General features: G+C 54.6%; 20 protein-coding genes, 3 tRNA genes and 2 pseudogenes. 7 read left to right on the top strand and 18 right to left on the bottom strand.

Translation table 11 applies throughout. From position 1 onward, the window contains the following. Positions 1-200: 200 nt before the first annotated feature. From BOW53_RS07625 to BOW53_RS07610, 4 genes and pseudogenes are all read right to left on the bottom strand, one after another. Positions 201-276: transfer RNA gene (locus BOW53_RS07625), tRNA-Lys, on the bottom strand. A 6-nt stretch (positions 277-282) separates the two neighbouring features. Then, a tRNA-His gene (locus tag BOW53_RS07620) sits at positions 283-358 on the bottom strand. A gap of 148 nt (positions 359-506) precedes the next feature. Continuing rightward, positions 507-877 (bottom strand): annotated as a pseudogene (locus BOW53_RS07615) (group I intron-associated PD-(D/E)XK endonuclease). A 209-nt stretch (positions 878-1,086) separates the two neighbouring features. After that, positions 1,087-1,163: transfer RNA gene (locus BOW53_RS07610), tRNA-Pro, on the bottom strand. 163 nt (positions 1,164-1,326) lie between these two features. Here BOW53_RS07610 and folD point away from each other — a divergent pair. The 3 genes from folD to BOW53_RS13905 are packed head-to-tail and all read left to right on the top strand — an operon-like array spanning position 1,327 to position 2,840. After that, the gene (gene folD / locus BOW53_RS07605; RefSeq protein ID WP_078487273.1) at positions 1,327-2,184 is read left to right on the top strand and encodes a bifunctional methylenetetrahydrofolate dehydrogenase/methenyltetrahydrofolate cyclohydrolase FolD; all 858 of its coding nucleotides are present in this window, start codon (positions 1,327-1,329) and stop codon (positions 2,182-2,184) included. Between the two features lie 23 nt (positions 2,185-2,207). Continuing rightward, a complete protein-coding gene (locus tag BOW53_RS13520; RefSeq protein ID WP_281254036.1) occupies positions 2,208-2,342 on the top strand; it encodes a hypothetical protein in 135 nt (44 codons plus the stop codon). A 3-nt stretch (positions 2,343-2,345) separates the two neighbouring features. After that, positions 2,346-2,840 (top strand): GNAT family N-acetyltransferase, encoded by a 495-nt coding sequence (locus BOW53_RS13905; protein ID WP_078487271.1) that lies wholly within the window; start codon positions 2,346-2,348, stop codon positions 2,838-2,840. Here the strand turns inward: BOW53_RS13905 and soxB are convergent. The 9 genes from soxB to BOW53_RS07555 form a co-directional block, all read right to left on the bottom strand. Continuing rightward, a complete protein-coding gene (soxB, locus tag BOW53_RS07595) occupies positions 2,803-4,578 on the bottom strand; it encodes a thiosulfohydrolase SoxB (RefSeq protein ID WP_078487269.1) in 1,776 nt (591 codons plus the stop codon). The genes BOW53_RS13905 and soxB overlap by 38 nt on opposite strands. A 112-nt stretch (positions 4,579-4,690) precedes the next feature. After that, positions 4,691-5,008: a thiosulfate oxidation carrier complex protein SoxZ gene (gene soxZ, locus BOW53_RS07590; protein ID WP_078487267.1), complete on the bottom strand. Its 318-nt coding sequence runs from the start codon at positions 5,006-5,008 to the stop codon at positions 4,691-4,693. Between the two features lie 189 nt (positions 5,009-5,197). After that, positions 5,198-5,668, bottom strand: coding sequence for a thiosulfate oxidation carrier protein SoxY (gene soxY, locus BOW53_RS07585; RefSeq protein ID WP_078487265.1), 471 nt, complete (start codon positions 5,666-5,668; stop codon positions 5,198-5,200). Positions 5,669-5,689: 21 nt separating this feature from the next. After that, positions 5,690-6,358: a rhodanese-like domain-containing protein gene (locus tag BOW53_RS07580; RefSeq protein ID WP_078487264.1), complete on the bottom strand. Its 669-nt coding sequence runs from the start codon at positions 6,356-6,358 to the stop codon at positions 5,690-5,692. Positions 6,359-6,385: 27 nt separating this feature from the next. Continuing rightward, on the bottom strand, positions 6,386-6,739 hold the full coding sequence (locus tag BOW53_RS07575) for a SoxXA-binding protein (RefSeq protein ID WP_078487262.1): 354 nt from the start codon (positions 6,737-6,739) through the stop codon (positions 6,386-6,388). Between the two features lie 32 nt (positions 6,740-6,771). Then, positions 6,772-7,608 carry a sulfur oxidation c-type cytochrome SoxA gene (gene soxA, locus BOW53_RS07570; RefSeq protein WP_078487260.1) on the bottom strand — a complete coding sequence of 279 codons (837 nt, stop codon included), beginning with the start codon at positions 7,606-7,608 and terminating at the stop codon, positions 6,772-6,774. Between the two features lie 50 nt (positions 7,609-7,658). Beyond that, entirely contained in the window at positions 7,659-8,030 is a 372-nt protein-coding gene (gene soxX / locus BOW53_RS07565) for a sulfur oxidation c-type cytochrome SoxX (protein WP_078487258.1), read from the bottom strand. 300 nt (positions 8,031-8,330) lie between these two features. After that, positions 8,331-8,951 (bottom strand): response regulator transcription factor, encoded by a 621-nt coding sequence (locus BOW53_RS07560; protein WP_078487257.1) that lies wholly within the window; start codon positions 8,949-8,951, stop codon positions 8,331-8,333. Next, entirely contained in the window at positions 8,941-11,079 is a 2,139-nt protein-coding gene (locus BOW53_RS07555; RefSeq protein WP_245832041.1) for a PhnD/SsuA/transferrin family substrate-binding protein, read from the bottom strand. Before BOW53_RS07555 ends, BOW53_RS07560 begins: the two co-directional genes overlap by 11 nt. Positions 11,080-11,266: 187 nt before the next feature. Here BOW53_RS07555 and BOW53_RS07550 point away from each other — a divergent pair, with 187 nt between their 5' ends. After that, positions 11,267-11,707, top strand: a complete 441-nt coding sequence (locus tag BOW53_RS07550) for a universal stress protein (RefSeq protein WP_078487255.1) — start codon at positions 11,267-11,269, stop codon at positions 11,705-11,707. Positions 11,708-11,807: 100 nt separating this feature from the next. Here the strand turns inward: BOW53_RS07550 and BOW53_RS07545 are convergent. The 3 genes and pseudogenes from BOW53_RS07545 to BOW53_RS07535 all read right to left on the bottom strand — a co-directional run bounded on the left by BOW53_RS07545 (position 11,808) and on the right by BOW53_RS07535 (position 13,960). Beyond that, positions 11,808-12,988 (bottom strand): annotated as a pseudogene (locus BOW53_RS07545) (pyridoxal-phosphate-dependent aminotransferase family protein). A gap of 190 nt (positions 12,989-13,178) precedes the next feature. Continuing rightward, the gene (locus BOW53_RS07540; protein WP_153041608.1) at positions 13,179-13,673 is read right to left on the bottom strand and encodes a DUF6675 family protein; all 495 of its coding nucleotides are present in this window, start codon (positions 13,671-13,673) and stop codon (positions 13,179-13,181) included. 5 nt (positions 13,674-13,678) lie between these two features. After that, complete coding sequence (locus tag BOW53_RS07535) at positions 13,679-13,960, bottom strand: hypothetical protein (protein WP_135607043.1); 282 nt, start codon at positions 13,958-13,960, stop codon at positions 13,679-13,681. Positions 13,961-14,115: 155 nt separating this feature from the next. Between BOW53_RS07535 and BOW53_RS07530 the strand changes: the two genes are divergently transcribed. Then, complete coding sequence (locus tag BOW53_RS07530; RefSeq protein ID WP_078487250.1) at positions 14,116-14,424, top strand: ArsR/SmtB family transcription factor; 309 nt, start codon at positions 14,116-14,118, stop codon at positions 14,422-14,424. Then, positions 14,421-15,275, top strand: a complete 855-nt coding sequence (locus tag BOW53_RS07525; protein WP_078487248.1) for an arsenite methyltransferase — start codon at positions 14,421-14,423, stop codon at positions 15,273-15,275. The genes BOW53_RS07530 and BOW53_RS07525 overlap by 4 nt, the downstream gene beginning before the upstream one ends. A 79-nt stretch (positions 15,276-15,354) precedes the next feature. Here BOW53_RS07525 and BOW53_RS07520 read toward each other — a convergent pair whose 3' ends face one another. Beyond that, positions 15,355-15,690 carry a sulfur globule family protein gene (locus tag BOW53_RS07520; protein WP_078487275.1) on the bottom strand — a complete coding sequence of 112 codons (336 nt, stop codon included), beginning with the start codon at positions 15,688-15,690 and terminating at the stop codon, positions 15,355-15,357. Between the two features lie 226 nt (positions 15,691-15,916). On the opposite strand from BOW53_RS07520, the gene BOW53_RS07515 reads away from it, so the two are divergent. Then, complete coding sequence (locus tag BOW53_RS07515) at positions 15,917-17,794, top strand: V-type ATPase 116kDa subunit family protein (protein ID WP_172838819.1); 1,878 nt, start codon at positions 15,917-15,919, stop codon at positions 17,792-17,794. Here BOW53_RS07515 and BOW53_RS07510 read toward each other — a convergent pair. Continuing rightward, entirely contained in the window at positions 17,778-18,971 is a 1,194-nt protein-coding gene (locus BOW53_RS07510; RefSeq protein ID WP_078487244.1) for a GAK system CofD-like protein, read from the bottom strand. The two genes, BOW53_RS07515 and BOW53_RS07510, sit on opposite strands and share 17 nt — an antisense overlap. Positions 18,972-19,087: the final 116 nt, after the last annotated feature.

The following is a 19,087-nucleotide window of genomic DNA, read 5'->3' as shown; positions in this document are numbered from 1 at the left end:
CAAGTTCGACCCGACCCATTTCGACGTCACTGAAACCAATCTGCGCCTCCAACACATCAAGCTCTGATTGACCAGGGTGTAGCCGCCGGACGCTTACGATCATTTGGAAGAGGTGAGGTCATTCAATCCGTTGGGTTGGCACTTTGTTGGCACTGGCAATAAAAAAGGAGTTACGATTTAACGTAACTCCTTATTTTTATTGGTGGGCCATGAAGGATTCGAACCTTCGACCAATGGATTAAGAGTCCACTGCTCTACCAGCTGAGCTAATGGCCCAAAAATTGGGGTGAACGATGGGGCTCGAACCCACGACAACCGGAATCACAATCCGGGGCTCTACCAACTGAGCTACGCTCACCATAAAAAATTGCCAATTTGGCACGCCCGGCAGGGTTCGAACCTGCTACCCTCGGCTTAGCTTACCACTACGCCTTTCGACGCCTCACTACAGCAAGTTTGTGGTCTGGACTATCTCTTCACCATCTCAGGTGCCGCACGTATAGTCTCTACGGAACCCTTCGAAAATCAGCGGCAACATTCACATTCGCCAACTGATTGTTCTTGGATGTCTCTACCCTCAGCGTGACTGAGCGAATGTAGTCCTTAGGATCCAAATAATAGCACTCATCCTTATCGATCTGACGCATATGGTGCCATTCTTATCCGCCCAACTTGAGCGAAAATGCACTGTTATCGCGCCTGTCTTGTCCAGGGACTTGTACTTAACCTGTACCCTTTTGAACTCCTTCTCTTTATACGCCACTAAATCGAATGACGCATGCTCCGTCACCGGATTCAAAATAATGAATCCTTGCTCGAACAAATCGAGCTGAGCCTTCAAAACACCCAGGTCTCCCTTCTCTTTGGTGTGATGCATTGCATTAAGCTAGCACCAGACCATCAGACGGGTCAACCGAAGGTTTCCTCGGGATTGCCATCAGCATTACCTGTTAAGGTTTCCCCGATACGGTGCGGTCCACTCTACGGGTTCTGTTTCCCCGTAAAGGCTCCTATTCGCGTACCTTAAAGTACGCACTCAAAGGCCGATGCTCTATCCAGATGAGCTACGGGCGCAGATCTAAAAATTGGTCGGGGTAGAGAGATTCGAACTCCCGACATCCTGCTCCCAAAGCAGGCGCGCTACCAGACTGCGCTATACCCCGAAACACCGGGCCCCACCCTTAACTGCGGGGAGGCGGAATAATACGCAGAGTCATGGCCTTAGTCAACGAAAAATTCCCCCAACAAGTCCATAGATTCCGGTGAATAATCGTCCTGTTCGGGTTATTATTCGACCTTTCGTCCAACCAGCACTGGAATCACCGCATGACCGCACAGATCCTCGACGGCAAAGCCATCGCTTCCGACATCCGACAAGACATCAAGGCCCAGGTTAGCCAGATGGTTGCCGACGGTCAGCGCCCACCCGGGCTGGTTGTCATCCTGGTTGGCGAGGATCCTGCTTCCCAGGTCTACGTGCGCAACAAGCAGCGCTCCTGCGAAGAGGTGGGCTTCTATTCCGAGCTGAAAAAGCTTCCCGTTGAAACCAGCCAGGAGGAGCTCCTGGGACTGATCGACGAGCTGAATGGACGCGATGAGGTCGACGGCATACTGGTCCAACTCCCCCTGCCAGAGCAGATCGATGAGGAAGAGGTGATTGAACGCATCCTGCCGACCAAGGATGTGGACGGCTTCCACCCCTACAACTTCGGACGTATGGCGCTTCGTATGCCCACCCTGCGCCCATGCACCCCAAAAGGCGTAATGACCATGCTGGAGCGCACAGGTCACAACCTGGAGGGCCTGGACGCCATCATCATAGGTCAGTCCAATATCGTAGGCCGACCAGCGGCCCTGGAACTCCTTGCAGCTCGCTGCACCATCACCGTCTGCCACAGCCGCACCAAGGATCTTGCGGAAAAAGTACGCAACGCTGACGTAGTCGTTGCCGGCGTAGGACGCCCAAAGTTCGTTCAGGGTGATTGGATCAAACCTGGCGCCCTGGTGATCGACGTGGGTATCAACCGCCTGGAAGACGGCACCCTGTGCGGTGATGTAGATTTCGAGGCCGCAAAAGAGCATGCAGCCTGGATTACCCCGGTACCCGGTGGCGTCGGCCCCATGACTATCGCGACCCTGCTGGAGAACACCCTGCAGGCGCGGAAACTCCACGAGACGGAATAGCAACGTCCGGGTGGATCACAGCTATGCCTGGTGATCTTGTTGCACCACCTTCCCACATACAGGCCTGCCTGGACGATCCGCTGCATGCAGAGGCTATTCTCAGCCTCCTGAACGCCTATTCAGAAGAACCCGTGGGGGCAGGCGCGCCCCTGCCCTAGGAAGTGCTCGGCGGCCTGTTGCCCGGCCTCCAAAGTCACCCTGGCACACTGATTCTTCTGGCCGAGAGTAGCGGCGACTTCGTGGGAATCGCAACCTGTTTCACCTGCTTCTCGACCTTCAAGGCGCAGCCTCTGATCAATATTCACGATATCTATGTCAGGCCGAAACAAAGAGGTCGCGGCATCGCCAGCGGTCTGATCAGGACAGCTGAAGATATTGCCAGGACACGAGGCTGCTGCAAGATCACATTAGAGGTGAGGATAACCCGGTCGCCGAAAGACTCTATCGTCACTTGGGGTTTGGTGGGACTCAGACACCGGACTCGGAGGTTCAGTATCTGTTTTTGGAGAAACGGCTCTAGGGACCGCCTGGTTCCCAATCAGGTGGCCCAACAAAACACGCATCCAAAAAAACGGGCGCCCAAAAGGCGCCCTAACTCAACAAGGATGGAAATCCTTGTCAGAGGGTGTACTCGGCAATTCCGGGATTGCCTTTGATGCCAACCAATTTCGGCGTATTCAGTTTTTCGATCTTCACGGTCTTCTTGTCCCGCAGGTAGTCCGCCACCACATCCCAGATCGGGCGGCCCGGCGACTTGGAGCCTACGGTTGCCCAACCTGCCACGGTGTACTTCTTGTCCGCTTCAACAACGGTGCCGTCATCCAGGGTCATGTTACTAATACGCTTACCGAAGGAGCCGTTGGGGTCACAGACATAGTCGAGACCACCCACGCGCACCATGTCACCACCCTGCTGGTAGTAGGGATCGTTATTGAACAGGTTGTCGCAGACGTCTTCCAGGATCAACTTGAGGTCCGCACCGCTCATTTCACGACGGTAGGTCTCCGGATAGGTGATACAGGTCTGGTCCATCACGTTATCCATGGTGATGGCTTGGCCAGGCAGTACCGAGGTGCCCCAGCGGAAGCCGGGGGAGAGGGATACCTGTGCGTCCTCTACCTTGCGCAGGGCATCACAGATCACCTGGTCAAAGGTACCGTTGAAGTTGCCGCGCCGATAGAGCGTCTCTTCGGCCACCGCCAGCTTCTCTTCAAGCTTGTCCTTGTAGGGTGCCCGCACGTTGTCGATATAGTCCTGCATCTCCTTGTCCGCCGGCAGCAGGTTGGAGAATACGGGCACCAGGCGGTAGCGGAAGTCCTGCACCTTGCCGTTGCGCACATCCAGGTCCATTACGCCCAGGAATTTGCCGTTGGATCCGGCGTTGGTAACCAGGGTCTTGCCGTCCTTGTTCTTGACGATAGTGGGTGCCGGCATGCCATCGTGAGTATGGCCACCGAAGATTGCATCGATACCGCTGACGCGGGACGCCATCTTCAGATCCACGTCCATACCGTTGTGTGAGATCACGACAACCACGTCCGGCTTCTCGTTCTCGCGAACGGCATCCACCATTGCCTGCATGCGCTCATCCTGGATACCAAATGTCCAATCCGGAATGAAGCGCTGTGGATTTGCGATTGGGGTGTAGGGGAATGCCTGACCGATAACAGCTACCCTCGCACCACCTACGTTTTTAATGGTATAGGGCTTGAAGGCCAGGCCTTCATCTTCATCAAACCCTTCGAAATCAGCAAACTTGTAGTCGAAGAGCGCATCCTCGGTAATGCCGACGTTCTGCGCGACGAAATCGCCCTTGAACTCGCCGACGTTGTCGATGACCTCTTTATCCAGGTAGGTAAACTCCCAGTGGCCGGTCATTACATCCACGCCCAACAAGGTGCAGGCGCCAACCATGTCCTTGCCCCGGGTCCAGAAAGCGGTACCCGAGCCCTGCCAGGTATCACCACCGTCCATCAACAAGCTGTTGTCATCTCCGCGCTCAGCACGCAGACGCTTAACAAGACTGTTCAGGTGAGCAAAACCACCTACCTTTCCGAACTGCTTGGATGCCTGGTCGAAGTTGAGATAGCTGAAGGCGTGAGCCTCGATGCTACCCGGCTCGACACCGAAGTGTTTCAGCAGATTGTTACCCACCAAGTGCGGCGCCTTGCCCAGTGCTCCGCCAACGCCAATGTTGGCATTGGGCTCACGAAAATAGATGGGATTGAGTTGTGCATGACAGTCGGTAATGTGCATCAGGCAGACATTTCCGAACTGTGGAATCTCGTAGAGATCTGATGGCTTCCGTGCAGCTGAAAAAACCGAACCCGGTAGCATACCGGCGGCGCCAGCAAGACCCATCAAACGTAAAAATTCTCTTCTTGATATAGTCATCGCGCTTCCTCCCATTGGGCGCTTAGGTCAGCCCAAGGGGCTATCTTGCAGAGAGCGTAAAAAAAAGGTCGGCGCGGACGCAGACACTCCGCACCGGCCAGGGGGTTGAAACTTAGCCGATTTTGGCTTCGGCAGAATCGGTTTCACCCTGGTTGTCCATCCAGCTCAGCTTCATCATGTCGCCTTTCTTGGCGCCGGTGAACTTGAAAGAGACATAGGGGTTTTTGGATACACCGCCGCTGAGCAGTGCACTCATCACCGTCTTACCACCGGACTCACAGGTCACTTCCTGAATGTAGTGGGGGGGTATGGGCTTGCCGGTCTTCTTGTCCTTCTGACCACTGGGCTGCATGGGATGGGTCATCAGGGACTTGACTGTAACCACGCCATCCTTGTCCTTGGCGCGGATCTTAATGGTTTTCTTAGCCATGTTCGTTTTCCTCGAAATTCTTTAACAATTGATGAATATCTGTTTGGGTAGTGGTTCAGCTTCCAACCATCCAGCGCTGCATAATTTTCAAAGCACTCGCTGTGCACATCCCTGCTGGGCTGATCCAGCCTGGCATCCATGCAAGGCGTTCTGCAGACTCCGTTTGCCCAGTGGACAAACGGTGCTGCATCACCCGCCGCATCCACCAATGGTGACTTTGACCTCTTTGCGGTTGCTCTGCAGCTTGCCGCCGGCCTTGACGACAGCGACAACGTCACCGGTCTTACCCATCTTGATACGGGTGGAGACAAAGCCCTGGGCACCTTCACCCATGTTGAAGCTTGCCACCAGCGGAACCGGGTTGTTAGCCGCGATAATGGAGATGGACTCCACACCTGCAATTCCGGTGGATACGGTGATGGGTACCACCGCACCATTCTCGGCAATATCCGGCGCCTTGATCTTGATGTCGCCGCTGTCGGCCATGTCGCTGCTGCCGAGCAGCGCGTTCAATGCATCAGGAATCTTCTTGGCTTCGAAAGCCTCCTTCGACCAGGCTGCAAGAACAGCCTTGGGGGTCAAAAGGCCTGCACCTACCGCCACACCCAGCGCACTGGCGGCAACAGAGCCTTTCAGGAAAACACGTCGTTTCATATTCATCGAATTCCGCTCCTCGTCTGATCAGGGCTTGACGGTCGTCAGGCCAACGCTAACCCAGGACTGCACACCGCCGCGGTACCACTTCAGCTTGTATGCCGGGTAGCCCATTTTGACCAGGGTCTTGATATTGATAGATGACTGGGGACACCAGATGCCGTTGCAGAACAGCACCAGGGTTTTTGCATTGCGGAAATCCCAATGACCGTTGTCCAGCTTAGCGCCGAACTTGTTGATCAGGATGTCGTGCAAGCCTTCTGCTTCAGCCTCCACCTCGAAGGTGCCGGCCACATCCACGTTGATCATGTTCCAGGGAGTATTCACGGCACCGGGGATGGTACCGCGGTTGACCCATGCGGATTCACGGGAGTCGACCACCATCACGCTGCGGTCTCCGTTACTGATGCGCTTGAGATAACCCAGCACCTCGAGCTCACCAACCGTGTCCACACCGGAAGCCACCGTCATGGGTTGAACGCAGAAGGGAGGACAGGCGCGAGACACCTTGGCGTAAGCCAAGGGTATGGTCGCATTCTTGTCGCTCGTACGCTCGATAGTTACAGGTTTGCCACCGTGCAATACATCAACCGCCTTGAGTGACGGGGTAATATTGATGCCGCTGGCAAAAGCACTCGCAGATACAGCAAGTCCACCCACCAGAGCGAAAGCAGTTGACATCTTACTGATATTCATTCTATACATCCTCCAAGTGGGGCATTATTAGTATTTCAGGTAGGCTGGCATTTTCAGATCTTTCTGAGCCACTGCCTGTGCATAGCCCAGTTCACCTTCAGCCTTGGCCTTTTTGGCAAGCTTCATCGCCCTTTCAAGTTCGCTGGCCTCAAGGGCCTTCTGGGCGTTCTTGATGAACTTGCCGGTATCACGCCATTCGCCCTTGACCGAGGCGGCCTTCTTTCTTGCTGCATCCGCATCACTGATCATCTGTGCGACCTCGGCAGCTTTTGGGCTCTGTTTCGCTGTCATCCCCTTTTCAGAGGCAGTGGCGCATCCTACAATACCGACAGCCAAGCCAGCCACCAGTGCTAGTATGCTGATAAATCTATTCTTACGCATAATCATTCTCCAAATCGTCTACTAACCGACGTTTACTTGCGCGCGCCAGGGCCGTTGAGCTCAAGGCCGTTGCTCTGGTAGCTCAGGAAGTACTCGAGGTTACGATACTCCTTACCCTGGGCCTTGAAAGGTGCCGCGCGTACCTGCTTGTTGCAGCCGGTGAAACGGCGATGCAGGGTTCCCACGGTTCCCCACTTGGAGCGGTAAACAGGGAAATGGCTGATCTGGCCCTTGGCCGGACCGAGAACCTCGGTGCGCAGTACATTGCCGGCATTCTGGATATGGCAGCTGGCACAGGAGAAGTTCAACTGACCACGACGGGTATAGTAGAACTTCTTACCATCCTCGTAGGCCTCCATCGCACGAGGATCATCCTTGGGGATGACTACGTTGATCTTGTTGCCACGAGACTGGTAGGCAACGTAGGACAGGATGTTATTGATGGAGCCCTTCTTGTATTTCAGGGGTTTTTCGCCATTTGCCTCACGGCAGTTGTTCAGCGCCAGGGCAAGGGTCATCACCATGCCCTTTTCCTTATCCCAGTGTGGATAATTTTGAGCAATGGCGGGACCTTTGGGGAAGCAGTCCTTGTAGCCTTTGCCATTGGCAAAGGGAGTATTCCACATCTCCTCGCCCGCATCGATGAAGGGCTCGTAGGGGGGGAACTCCTCGATGGCTTCCCAGTTCTCACGGCCAACTTTATCAATAGCGTAAACGCCGTTGATATAGTCATCAGCAGGAACGCCGGGGAAACGCTGCTTGTAGTGGTTGTCCCAAGCTGCTTTATCTGCCTCAGGCGAGGCTACTACATTGCTTGAAATGCCGACGGCCATCATCAGGGTCATCGACATTGCGAGTAACTTTTTCATGATTAATCTCTCCTCCAGAAAACTATCTCGACAGTGAACTTCTGAATCCCTTAAAGGGTCCAGACATATTCGACAATCTTGTCGAGTTCACTAGCTGACAGGATATTGTGCTTGCCAAATGGAGGCATGGTGGAATCCGGATTGGCCGTGGTGGCATCCCAGATCTGTGCACGCAGTTTTGCCTTGTCCGGATAGCGACTCTTCATTGCCAGCAAGGGGGGGGCAATATTGCCGGGGCTGGCACCGTCACCCATCATGTGGCAGGCGAGACAGTTTCCTTTCTTACGGTCGAACGCAATCTTCTTGCCCTCTTCGACCATGCTGGCACCCTTTGCTGCCAGCACTGCCTGGGGCGCAACAATTGCTCCTGTAATTACGGCTGCGAGCACACCTGCTGCGCCAACCAAGTATTTTCTTTTCATCTTCTCCTCCTAAAACGGGTGGTGGAAGAAAGACCGTTTGTCCGATTGACGACCGAAAGCCTGTATCGCGTCCCTGCACGGTCGGTCAACCGAACAACCGATCAATCATTAGCCTTTCTGTCCACCTCAAGGTAGATCTCAGGGCTGTAAACGATTATGGAGAAGGCTGGAAAAGGGTAAATTGGAAGATATGTGAAAATTAGTTGGGGTTTTCCTTAACCCCTACTGGGAGAAGGTTGGAGGGCACCGGGGTTATTCAGCCCACTTAGTGGCTAAAACCCGGCTGAACAGCATCTGAACTCACTCGGAACCGTGGGCCTCGAGGGTCAACATCATGCGCATCAGGCTGGAGAGGGTATCCGCCTCCATCTTCTCCATCACCTTGGCACGGTGTGCTTCCACCGTGGACTGGGTGATATTGAGATCCGCCGCAATCACCTTGTTGCGCTTGCCGGCAATGACCAGCTCCATCACCTCCCGCTCACGGGGAGTAAGCTTTGCAAGGCGATCCTGAATCTCAAGCAGCTTGGAAACCTCACCACGCTGAACCGAGTCCTGTTCAATTGCCCGGTGCACGCTGTCGAGCAGTTGCTGATCATTGAAGGGTTTCTGCACGAAGTCCACTGCGCCCGCCTGGACCGCGCGCACCGCCATAGGCACATCACCATGCCCGGTGATGATCACAATCGGCGGATGGATACTCTCCGCAGCCAGCCTGGCCTGCAGGTCAAGACCACTCATGCCGGGCATACGAATATCCAGAACCAGGCAGCCGGGGCGTTTGGGATCGAACTGGTCGAGGTACTTCTGGGCAGAACCAAAGGTCTCAACACAGAGCCCTACAGACTCCATCAGCAGTTGCAAGGCATCGCGCACCTCCTGATCGTCATCGACGATGAAAACTGTCACCTCACTGCTCATACGTTTCGTCCCCCTTATCCCCTTTTGTTACCGGCAGCATGAAACGGAATACTGCACCCTGCCCCGACTCTGAATCAACATACAGACGCCCCTTGTGGGCATCGATAATCCCCTGGCTGATGGATAGACCCAGCCCCATGCCGCTGGGCTTGGTGGTTACGAAGGGATTGAATACTTGCTCTTTTACCTCTTCACTCAACCCCGGCCCCGTGTCCGATACCGTCACGATCACCGCATTCCTGCCACCCTTACGTGTCATGATTGCCAGTATCCGATCACCATCCGTGGTATCCATCATGGCTTCGATGGCATTCCTCGCCAGGTTCAGGATCACTTGGTCAATCTGAATATGCTGGGCTCGTACACTACCGATATCTTCATCAAGATCAAGATCGATCCGCACATTGGCCTTGAGCGCCTCGGGTTTGATCAACACCACCACTTCATTGATCAGTTCATTGAGATTGACGTCTGTAAGCTGGGGCTGCTCCTTGCGTACAAACTGACGAAGCTGCCTGATAATCTCGCCGGCACGCTCCGCCTGCGTTCCGATACGCTCGATGGCATCGGCTATGCGCTCGTTCTTTTCGCCACCGGACTCCAGCATGCGAATACAGGCGTGGGCATTGGTGGCAATGGCCGTCAGCGGCTGGTTGATTTCGTGGGCAATACCAGAGGCCATCTCACCCATGGTACTGAGCCGGGCCACGTGGGCAAGGTCCATCTGGTGCTGACGGGCCTCCTCCTCTGCCAGTTTCTGCTCGCTGATATCGCGAAACACCACAACGCTGCCCACCACACCTTCGTGCTCGTCCCTCAAGGGGGTACTGGTGTACTCAACAGGAAAAGAGGTGCCGTCCTTCTTCCAGAACACATCGTCATCCACGAAACGCGGGACGTTGTCCCGATAGGTGGCATACACCGGGCATTCGTGGCGTGGGTGCGGCGTGCCATCGGCATGGGTATGGTGCAGAATATCATGCTGGTTCTGCCCAATCAGTTCCTCTGCTTTCCAGCCGGTGATGAGTTCCATGGCCCGATTCACGAAGGTGGAGTTGCCCTGCAGGTCTACACCATAGATGCCGTCTGCCACGGAGTTTAGAATCAGCTCATGGCGCTGTTCCAGGTGAAGCTGTGCACGCTTGAGCTCCCTGTTGAGCCGGGCAACCCAGGTGGTCATAAACGCCATCGAAAGCAGAAATATCAAACCACCCAACAGCCAGTACCAATACTTGCGTATGGCGTCCATTAAGGTGAATTTAGCCAGGGACTCATAAGGGGGAAGCGACAGCGCCTGGAAGATCTCATGCACCGGCTGGTAGTCCAGGGGAATTGTCCAGCCGGCATAGTTCCCGGCTTGGGCTGCCACATGATTCGCCGGCATGTTGAGTAGCGCCACGGCAATTTGTTGAGCCAGTTCATTGGGGGTGTGCTGCACCTTACTGAATGGCCACTCGGGATAGAGCCGGGTACTCAGGTTGAAATAGAAATCCTCCTCAAACTTGGCATTCAATATCTTGAAATCATTAAGATCGATCGTGCCGGAGGAAACCATGCGCTCCAGGATATCGGTACGCACTGTGCCCGCATCGGCTTCGCCATTGAGTACCGCCATGACCACATCGTCATGTATCCCCTTGAATAACAGGGACGTGAAATCTTCATAGGGATTGAGACCTGCATCCTGAAACTGTCTCCAGGCCATCTGGAATCCACCCAACGAGGTCTCATCCACCGCAAGAAATCGCTGCCCTTGCAGATCTAGCAGGCTCGACAGGTCATCCCGATCCATTCGGGTAAAAATCACACCGCCAAAGACGTTACTGGCCACTTCCCCCACCAGGTTATTCAAAGTGGCGATTCGCGAAACCCGGTAGCGCACCTCAAGATTGACGTAGATACCCGGATTGACCAGCACAAAGTCCACATCGCCGGACTCGATAGATGGATTCACCTCAACGAAATCGAGGGGCACAACTTCGAATCTTCGCCCATGAACGGCGTTGGTCAAATAGTCCGCCGTGGGCGACCACATCTTCAGGGTTGCCTCGCTGCCTCGATGACTCAACACACCAATACGGATCGGCGGCTCGCTGGCGACCGCATCGCCAACAAGGGCAATAAGCAAGATACAAAAGCAAAGTAGGCGGTAGTACATGGCACTAATTATTATCGGAATATGCATCAGCCTACGGAGTCCCCTCCCTACTGGCAAGTTTCCAATGCCTGCCAAGCCTCATTAACAGGCCCTGAACTGGAAAAAAAAGCCATTTCAGCTTCCATACTCAAATCAGGAATATTGATGGAGCACAGCCATGGCAAACTACCGCCACATTCTATTGGCAACAGACTTCGCTGATACAGAGAGCCCAAACGTCGTGGGCAGAGCCGTTGAGTTGGCCGCACTGAATGGTGCAAAGCTCAGCCTCCTGCACGTGGTGGAATACACCGGCGCCATGTATACGGGTGAAATCCCACTCCCTGAAGATATCAACCTGGACCAGCGCCTGGCTGCTCAGGCCGAAGATAAATTCAAGCGGTTGATTGCAGCTCGTGGTCTGCATGAGAGTGAATATTTCGTGGAGATCGGCATCCCGAAGCGGGAAATCGTCCGCGTGGCCGAAGAGCAGGAAGTTGATCTCATCGTTCTAGGCAGCCATGGACGACACGGTCTTCAACTGCTGCTCGGCTCCACTGCCAACGGCGTTCTCCACCTTGCCACTTGTGATGTTTTGGCCGTCAGGGTTGGAGGTTAGCCTTATTTAGCTGGATGGCTGATCATCGCAAAATGCAGCAACGCTTAAATAAAAAAGGGGAGCAGATGCTCCCCTTTTTCTGTTTGCAGCAATCAACAAGTTAGGCCAGTGCCTTCTGCACAGCACTCAGTGCAACACCGTTGTTGATATCCGCTCCCATATCAGAGAGCACAGCCTCCAGTGCGGCAACACAGAGCAGGATATTCTCCGCACGGCTGGCGTGACCCATCAGGCCGATACGCCATACTTTGCCGGCCAGGTCGCCCAGTCCAGCACCGATCTCGAGGTTGAACTCGTTCAGCAGGCGGGAGCGCACGGCCGCATCGTCGACGCCCTCCGGAATCGATACTGCGTTCAACTGGGGCAGGCGCTCCTCCTCTTTCACGATAAAGGTGAGGCCCATGGCTTCCATGGCCGGCCTTGAGTGCCAGGTGATTGTTCTGGTGACGCGCCCAGGCGTTCTCCAGCCCCTCCTCTCTCAGCATCACCAGTGCCTCGTGCAGACCGTAGAGCGCGTTTACCGGCGCTGTGTGGTGGTATGCACGCTTGGCGCCACCGCCCCAGTACCCCATTCACCAGGTTGAGATCCAGGAACCAGCTCTGGACCTTGCTGCTACGGTTCCTCACCTTCTCCAGGGCAGCTTCACTGAAGCTGATCGGCGAGAGGCCGGGCGTACATGAAAGGCACTTCTGGGTACCGGTGTAGATGGCGTCGATGCCCCACTCATCCACTTTGACCGGCGTACCGCCCAGGGAAGTGACGGTGTCCACAATGGTCAGGCAACCGTGCTTGTGGGCCAGTTCCACCAGGATCTTGGCATCAGACTGGGCTCCGGTAGAGGTCTCGGCATGGACAAAGGCCACGACCTTCGCATCGGGATTGGCCTTGAGGGCGCCCTCCAGCTTCTGGGGATCAACAGCGGCACCCCAGGCATCCTGCACCATCACCGCTTCACCGCCACAGCGCTCCACGTTCTCCTTCATGCGTCCGCCAAATACGCCGTTCTGACAGACGATCACCTTGTCACCCGGCTCCACCAGGTTGGCGAAACAGGTCTCCATGCCGGCAGAACCGGGAGCGGATACCGGCATGGTCAGCGGATTCTCGGTCTGAAAGGCATACTGGAGCAGTTCCTTGACCTCTTCCATCATGGCCACGAACGCAGGATCCAGGTGCCCGATGGTGGGCCTGGAGAGCGCCTCGAGAATGCGCGGATGTACATCAGAAGGTCCGGGGCCCATCAGGGTGCGGACCGGGGGATTGAAAGAACGCGTTTCCATTGTCTTAACCTACCTCCTTACAAGAAAAAATCCCTGGCCCATTACAGTCACCCTGAATCGGCCAGAGACTATCCAACCCTGATTTTTAATTTCCGAGTAAAAAACTATGATAATCATTTCCATTCTAAAAGCACACCCTTTTAACGGGTGATTATACCCACAAACTTTATATTGATTTGAAATCCAATGCTCAAGGTGCCGCCGGCGGCTCCTGGTCCGCGGGTATCCCGGCCACATAGCGAAAAAGCGCCACTGCCCGGTTGATATAGTGCTCCTCGTAGCCCTCCTCGTAGGGATTCCAGCCGCTGCTCATGCGCATCAGGCTGTAGTAGCGCCAGGTCTCATCCGACTCCTGTTCGAGAAAATAGATGAACTGATACTCACCGGGGTCGAGAATTGGAAAGATGAAAAACCAGACCGTTTGCGTGTTTTCCGCCTCAATCACCAGGCGGGATTCACTGCGCTCCTTTACCCGTAAGCGATACATTACCTTTCCGGCAAAAGTATTCTCCTTCTGCCATATGAACAGATCCTCTCCCGGTATGAGCTCTGCAGGGTCAAAATCATCCCGCTTCAAAGAGCCATCGTTACCGCTCAGGGCATAGGCCTCTGCAATAAGTGGCCGCCAGAACTTGCCGGTAACGGTCCAGTATTGGATCTCCGGGAATCGGGAGATTGCACCCATACGGGTCAACAGCTCTTCCACTCCCGCCCTGTGATGAAAACGCCCGGCCCGGCAGTCGCAACCAGGGGTGCACTCTCGGTCTGCTCCCAACCTGTACACTCCGGTGGGAACCAGCGCTTACCTCCAGACTCATTGAACCAAATACCGATATTGGGATGCTCCCCCGGCCCACCGTAGGAAGGTACCGGTGCCTCTCCGCAGGGCACCCTTGGCTGTGCATACACCTGAGATGAGAGCAAACCCAGCAACAGCACCATCAGTATCGGCCGCCATCCACGTAACCGCATCGAGAGTAATACCCCGTTCTGTTTTTTATCTTTAAACGCGCTATTGAACAGATAGAAAATGGCTTTCCCACTTTTTTCTCTTGCCATCACACGCCAATAATTCTATATTTCGAAAATTGTCGAACTATAGAACAAATATTGAGCAACACGCCGATATGTTCAAGGCACTGGGCAACCCTCACCGGCTGGCCCTGTTCCATCGCCTGACATCCTGCTGCGCCCCGGGAACCATCTGTGATGCAGAATCCGCGGCCCACATCAGTGTCGGACAGCTTGGCGAAGGCATGGACATCGCACCCTCGACCCTCTCGCACCACCTCAAAGAGCTGAACCAGGCAGGATTGATCGAGATGCGCAGGAACGGAAAAAAGGTGGAGTGCTGGATCGAGCCCGAGGTGCTCAACACCTTGGCTGATCTGTTTGCAAACACCACAACAGAACTGACAACGAGAATCTCCACATGAGCGAAGACAACTGCTGCGCCCCCGAAGCCCCTACCCTGGTGGAACTGGACACCCACAAGCAGCAGGTGCGTAGCGCCTACGCAGAAGTAGCCAATGCAGAAAATGCGGGAGACTGCTGTGGTATCGAGGCGAGTTGCTGCGGTGTTTCCGATGATGCGGCGATAAACACACTGATCTCAACCCGCCTGGGTTACAGCGCAGAGGAACTTGAGCAGGTACCCTCCGGGGCGGATATGGGACTGGGCTGCGGCAATCCAAAGGCGATCGCAGCACTCAAATCCGGCGAGGTAGTCGTCGATCTGGGGGCCGGTGGCGGATTCGACTGTTTCCTCGCGTCACCTGAAGTGGGCAACAGTGGTCGGGTCATCGGGGTGGATATGACCCCGGACATGCTGAGCAAGGCCCGCAGCAATGCGGTCAAAGGCCGGTACAGCAACGTGGAGTTCAGGCTTGGTGAAATCGAGCACCTGCCCATCGCAGACAATACAGCCGATGTCATCATCTCCAACTGCGTGATCAACCTCTCCCCTGACAAGGCACAGGTGTTCAGGGACGCATTCCGTGTGCTCAAGCCCGGTGGCCGCCTGGCAATCTCCGATGTGGTAGCCACTGTTGAACTGCCGGAAGAGATGCGTAACGATCCCCAGTTGATTGCCGGCTGCATGGGCAATGCATCGCTGATAGACGATCTGACCGAGATGATGAAAGACGCCGGGTTCTGTGAAATCCGCATTGAACCCAAAGATGAATCCAAAGCGTTCATCAAGGACTGGGCACCTGGTCGCGGTGTTGAGGATTACGTGGTCTCCGCCACTATCGAGGCGATCAAACCTGATGGCAACTGTTGCTAAAGGCCACCAGCAAAAAAAGCCCCGGCACATAACGTACCGGGGCTTTTTCTTTTCTACTAATTAAAATCTGAATCAGATCTTATTTAGCAGGAGCAACCGGAGCCTGAGGAGCAACGGGAGCGTAGCCGTAAGGTGCGCCGTAGGGAGCACCGTAGGGAGCACCGTAGGGAGCACCGTAGGGAGCACCGTAGGGAGCACCGTAGGGAGCACCGTAGCCGTAGTAAGGAGCACCGTAGCCGTAACCGTTGCCACGACCGTAGGCAGAGCTACGACCGCTGAAGTTCATGTTGAAATCACCGAAGCCGTCGCCGAAACCGTCACCCAGACCATTCCAGGGGCCACCCCACCAAGCGGAAGCAGAAGCGGAAGCGGCGAGCATAGCGGCAACAGCAGCAGATTTAACGATCTTGTTCATGATAAGCATCTCCAAATAATAATCTTTAAAAAGTAAGTTTTAGGAGACTGGATACTGCTGCAGCCTCATTGTTTTATTAATTTATTAGTATTTTCTATATTTGTCAAACACATTTTCCCTCTCCCTGAATTGCGCATTATCACTGCCCCACACACACACCGGACCTATACTTTGTATAGATGCGGTCTTCCACCGTGGAGGTTCCGGCATCATGAGGCGTCCGGTGATGATGAAGAATTTCAGAAAGCGGACACCAATGCTCCGCCCCGCCCAGTCAAAATGGTTCGAAGCCTATGTGCCAAGGGGCGAGACGGTCTATGCCGTTGAGGCATTGGCCAGAACGGGAGAAGTGCAGCTTGAGCTGGATCCTCGCCTGATGGCACCCCTCGATGTCTACGAAACCCAGCAGGCCATCCAAGCATTCGACAATTTTTGCAAAAAAAACCGGATTCCCCCTCCCACAGACTTCCAGACGCCTTCTCATCTCTCCGGTTCGACTGCGGAAACCGCCCACGAGGCCCTCTCCTACCTCGAACAGTGGCTTGCAGAGTCAAACTCACTGGAACAGCGCAAGGAAACAGTAGAGAGTGAAATTCTCAACCTGAATCTGCTTATTGAATACCTGGATGCTATCGAATGTTCAGACCAGGAGATGGAACGATTTCATCATTCCACGGACTTTCTCTACAAGGGTGTGTTTGTCTGCCCCATTGCGCACCCTATGAGCCACACCATCAACAACGCATCCCCCGCTTCGATCGTCTCGGACAAACATGAGTTCTTCCTTGTCGCCAGTCTGCCGCAGCAGGAACACCTGATCAGGCTCGCCGCAGACTATTCAGAGTGTGTACAGCTCACGATGCCCGACTGGCTGCCCAAAAAGTGCCCGGACAAAAAGGCCCTGATAACCACCAAGCTCAAGCACCTTGTACGTAAAAACGTGCATCTTGAAGAGGAGATACAGAGACACCAGTGGGATAAGAGAATGAAGGAGTCATTCGCCAATATCGAAATTATGCGATGGTTCCTGCAGTACCTTCCGAAGGTCGCCACTGAAAAGAAATTCTGCCACATCACTGGCTGGACCACCGCAGAACAGACGGACAAACTGCAGCACATCCTGGATAGGTCCCACATCCACAGCATCGTCCGTTTCCCAGTTCCACCCATCAATGCCATACCGCCAGTTTCTGTACTTCAATCCTGGTGGACACGCCCATTCCGGATTTTCAGCAACATGTTGCCGCCGCCCGACAGCAACGAGGTGGACCCTAACCTGCTGCTTCCCTTTGTCGTACCCCTGCTGTTCGGCTTCATGTTTCCCGATATTGGACACGGATCGGTAGTCATCCTGCTGGGCCTCGTCCTTGCACGACGCTGGCCCCAAACCACGGTGCTGTTGCCCTGCGGACTCGTCGCCATTCTGTTTGGCGTGCTGTTCGGTGAAGCGTTCGGATTTCATGACATCTTCCCCACCCTCTGGTTCAGATCCATCGAACACCCACTAATGATCCTCAGCCTGTCACTGGTGATCGGCTGCATCATCATCCTCGTGGGACTGGTCTTTTCCGGCATCGAGGCCTACTGGAGAAACAGCCTAAGGGCCTGGGTACTGGAAGATGCCGCGCTGCTCTGTCTCTACCTGCTGACTCTGATCGCTATCTATGAGCCCCGCGCCGTACTGCTCATGATCCCGGCATTGGTCTGGTATCTAGTGGGTAGCATTGTGGTATTGGGCAGCATCAGGGCAAATACAGTCAGCCAGGTGATGGGACGCCTGCTGCACAGCGTGTTCAAGCTTGGGGTCAACACCCTCTCGTTCCTGCGCATCGGGGCCTTTGCGCTGGGTCATGCTGCACTTTCAGCTGCAGTGATCGCCGTGGCCTCAAGCGCAGATTCCATGATTATTTACTACATCATCCTGGTTGCGGGACAGGTCTTCATCATCGCCATGGCCGGGTTGGTGGTGTTCATCCAGACCACACGCCTGATCTTTTTTGAATTCTTCACCCAGTTCCTGCGGTCTGACGGCAGGATTTTCCAACCCCTGCTGCCACCATCATCACCACCCAGCGACACAAACGCTGTCAGGTCAGCGACATGAGTGCCGACACCAACAAGTCATTGTCGTAATAGGGGGCGCTCTCCCGGCTGACCAGTTTCACATCAACAAGTTCGATACCCAATTTCCTGAGAAAATCGGCGGAAAGACCCGGTGGATAGTTACCATTCCTGCTGTCGACCAGAACGATATTCAATAGTTTGTCATTGGAGCAATCAGCAGAAACATCTGCCTTCAGCTGTTTCAACAGCACCTGCACCGTCTGCTCAAAATCCATCCCGACCTGTTCAGGGTCTGACCCCAGATTGGGGATAAAGACCTTGGGACAGTCATTACCGGCAATTGCCCGGCCAACACCGGCGGGCAATAGATTGGCCATCAGGCTTGAGTAGAAACTTCCCGGCGGATAACAGATCAGTTCAGCCGCCTCGATCAGCTTCTGGTTCTTCTTTTTCAACTGGGATGTCCCCGGGGCGTAACTGTCGCGGCTCCGGGAGAGGAACAGCTTTTTGATAGGTGACGAAAGGGGAGCCACCTCTTTTCCCGTCAGCCTGTGCTGCCCAATCACCCTGCTGCCGTCTGCAAGATCACCACCCAAGTGCAAGTCCTCGTTCACAATGGCGCGCACGGTACCCTGCACATTGACCAGCTTGGAGAAGAGAAAGATGATCGGGTCGAGGTGCTGATGGTTATTGAGATACCCCCCGGCCAGAATCAGGTTGCCGATACTTGCACCCCGCAGGTCGAAACTATCGGGCATGGCATCAAGAAAATAACCCAGTTGATTACAGATCAAACGCCGCATGGGATTGGTGATATCAGCGATCCGCTCGGATTTGCCTGCAGCCATCGCCTCCACCCTGGTACGCAGCTCCTTGTTGGATTTGTCCTTGGGAAAGCGGTAGGTGAACAACTCGTACACCTCCGGATGACCCAGCACCGTTTCATCGGCCAGCGCCATCAGTCGGCTTCGCAGATCCCCGATTGAGGGCATGGCAAAAGCCTGTCGCAGTTCAGCTGAGCTGCCACCCGAATCAAATGGCGTCACCAGGTGAGTGGAGTTGTGGGTATAGTTCTTAAGGGTCTTGCAGAGGCCGTTGAGTGCCGAGCCTCCACTAAAGAAGAGGATACGGGGCCCCAGCTCCGGTATTTTTCGATAACGACTGATGCGTAGCGGATCGGGAATCTCTACCGTCCGTGCTACCCGGATTTTGGCCATGGTCTATCTTTCTCTATAGGGAATCTCTAAAAACCCACCTTAATCTGCGATAATAACACACACAACTTTTCAATCACAGTACACAGACTATGCAACCGAACTTTTTTGCCCACGAA

The sequence above is a fragment of the Solemya velesiana gill symbiont genome (assembly GCF_002020805.1).
Lineage (GTDB): Bacteria > Pseudomonadota > Gammaproteobacteria > Chromatiales > Chromatiaceae > Sedimenticola_A.
This window is presented reverse-complemented; position numbering and strand designations above follow the sequence as displayed.

What these genes read in the sequence shown, in the direction of transcription:
- folD (WP_078487273.1), top strand. Translation starts at nt 1,327, where the DNA reads ATGACCGCACAGATCCTCGACGGCAAAGCCATCGCTTCCGACATCCGA.
- BOW53_RS13520 (WP_281254036.1), top strand. Translation starts at nt 2,208, where the DNA reads ATGCCTGGTGATCTTGTTGCACCACCTTCCCACATACAGGCCTGCCTG.
- soxB (WP_078487269.1), bottom strand. Translation starts at nt 4,578, where the DNA reads ATGACTATATCAAGAAGAGAATTTTTACGTTTGATGGGTCTTGCTGGC.
- soxZ (WP_078487267.1), bottom strand. Translation starts at nt 5,008, where the DNA reads ATGGCTAAGAAAACCATTAAGATCCGCGCCAAGGACAAGGATGGCGTG.
- soxY (WP_078487265.1), bottom strand. Translation starts at nt 5,668, where the DNA reads ATGAATATGAAACGACGTGTTTTCCTGAAAGGCTCTGTTGCCGCCAGT.
- BOW53_RS07580 (WP_078487264.1), bottom strand. Translation starts at nt 6,358, where the DNA reads ATGAATATCAGTAAGATGTCAACTGCTTTCGCTCTGGTGGGTGGACTT.
- BOW53_RS07575 (WP_078487262.1), bottom strand. Translation starts at nt 6,739, where the DNA reads ATGCGTAAGAATAGATTTATCAGCATACTAGCACTGGTGGCTGGCTTG.
- soxA (WP_078487260.1), bottom strand. Translation starts at nt 7,608, where the DNA reads ATGAAAAAGTTACTCGCAATGTCGATGACCCTGATGATGGCCGTCGGC.
- soxX (WP_078487258.1), bottom strand. Translation starts at nt 8,030, where the DNA reads ATGAAAAGAAAATACTTGGTTGGCGCAGCAGGTGTGCTCGCAGCCGTA.
- BOW53_RS07560 (WP_078487257.1), bottom strand. Translation starts at nt 8,951, where the DNA reads ATGAGCAGTGAGGTGACAGTTTTCATCGTCGATGACGATCAGGAGGTG.
- BOW53_RS07550 (WP_078487255.1), top strand. Translation starts at nt 11,267, where the DNA reads ATGGCAAACTACCGCCACATTCTATTGGCAACAGACTTCGCTGATACA.
- BOW53_RS07540 (WP_153041608.1), bottom strand. Translation starts at nt 13,673, where the DNA reads ATGGGTGCAATCTCCCGATTCCCGGAGATCCAATACTGGACCGTTACC.
- BOW53_RS07535 (WP_135607043.1), bottom strand. Translation starts at nt 13,960, where the DNA reads ATGCGGTTACGTGGATGGCGGCCGATACTGATGGTGCTGTTGCTGGGT.
- BOW53_RS07530 (WP_078487250.1), top strand. Translation starts at nt 14,116, where the DNA reads ATGTTCAAGGCACTGGGCAACCCTCACCGGCTGGCCCTGTTCCATCGC.
- BOW53_RS07525 (WP_078487248.1), top strand. Translation starts at nt 14,421, where the DNA reads ATGAGCGAAGACAACTGCTGCGCCCCCGAAGCCCCTACCCTGGTGGAA.
- BOW53_RS07520 (WP_078487275.1), bottom strand. Translation starts at nt 15,690, where the DNA reads ATGAACAAGATCGTTAAATCTGCTGCTGTTGCCGCTATGCTCGCCGCT.
- BOW53_RS07515 (WP_172838819.1), top strand. Translation starts at nt 15,917, where the DNA reads ATGATGAAGAATTTCAGAAAGCGGACACCAATGCTCCGCCCCGCCCAG.
- BOW53_RS07510 (WP_078487244.1), bottom strand. Translation starts at nt 18,971, where the DNA reads ATGGCCAAAATCCGGGTAGCACGGACGGTAGAGATTCCCGATCCGCTA.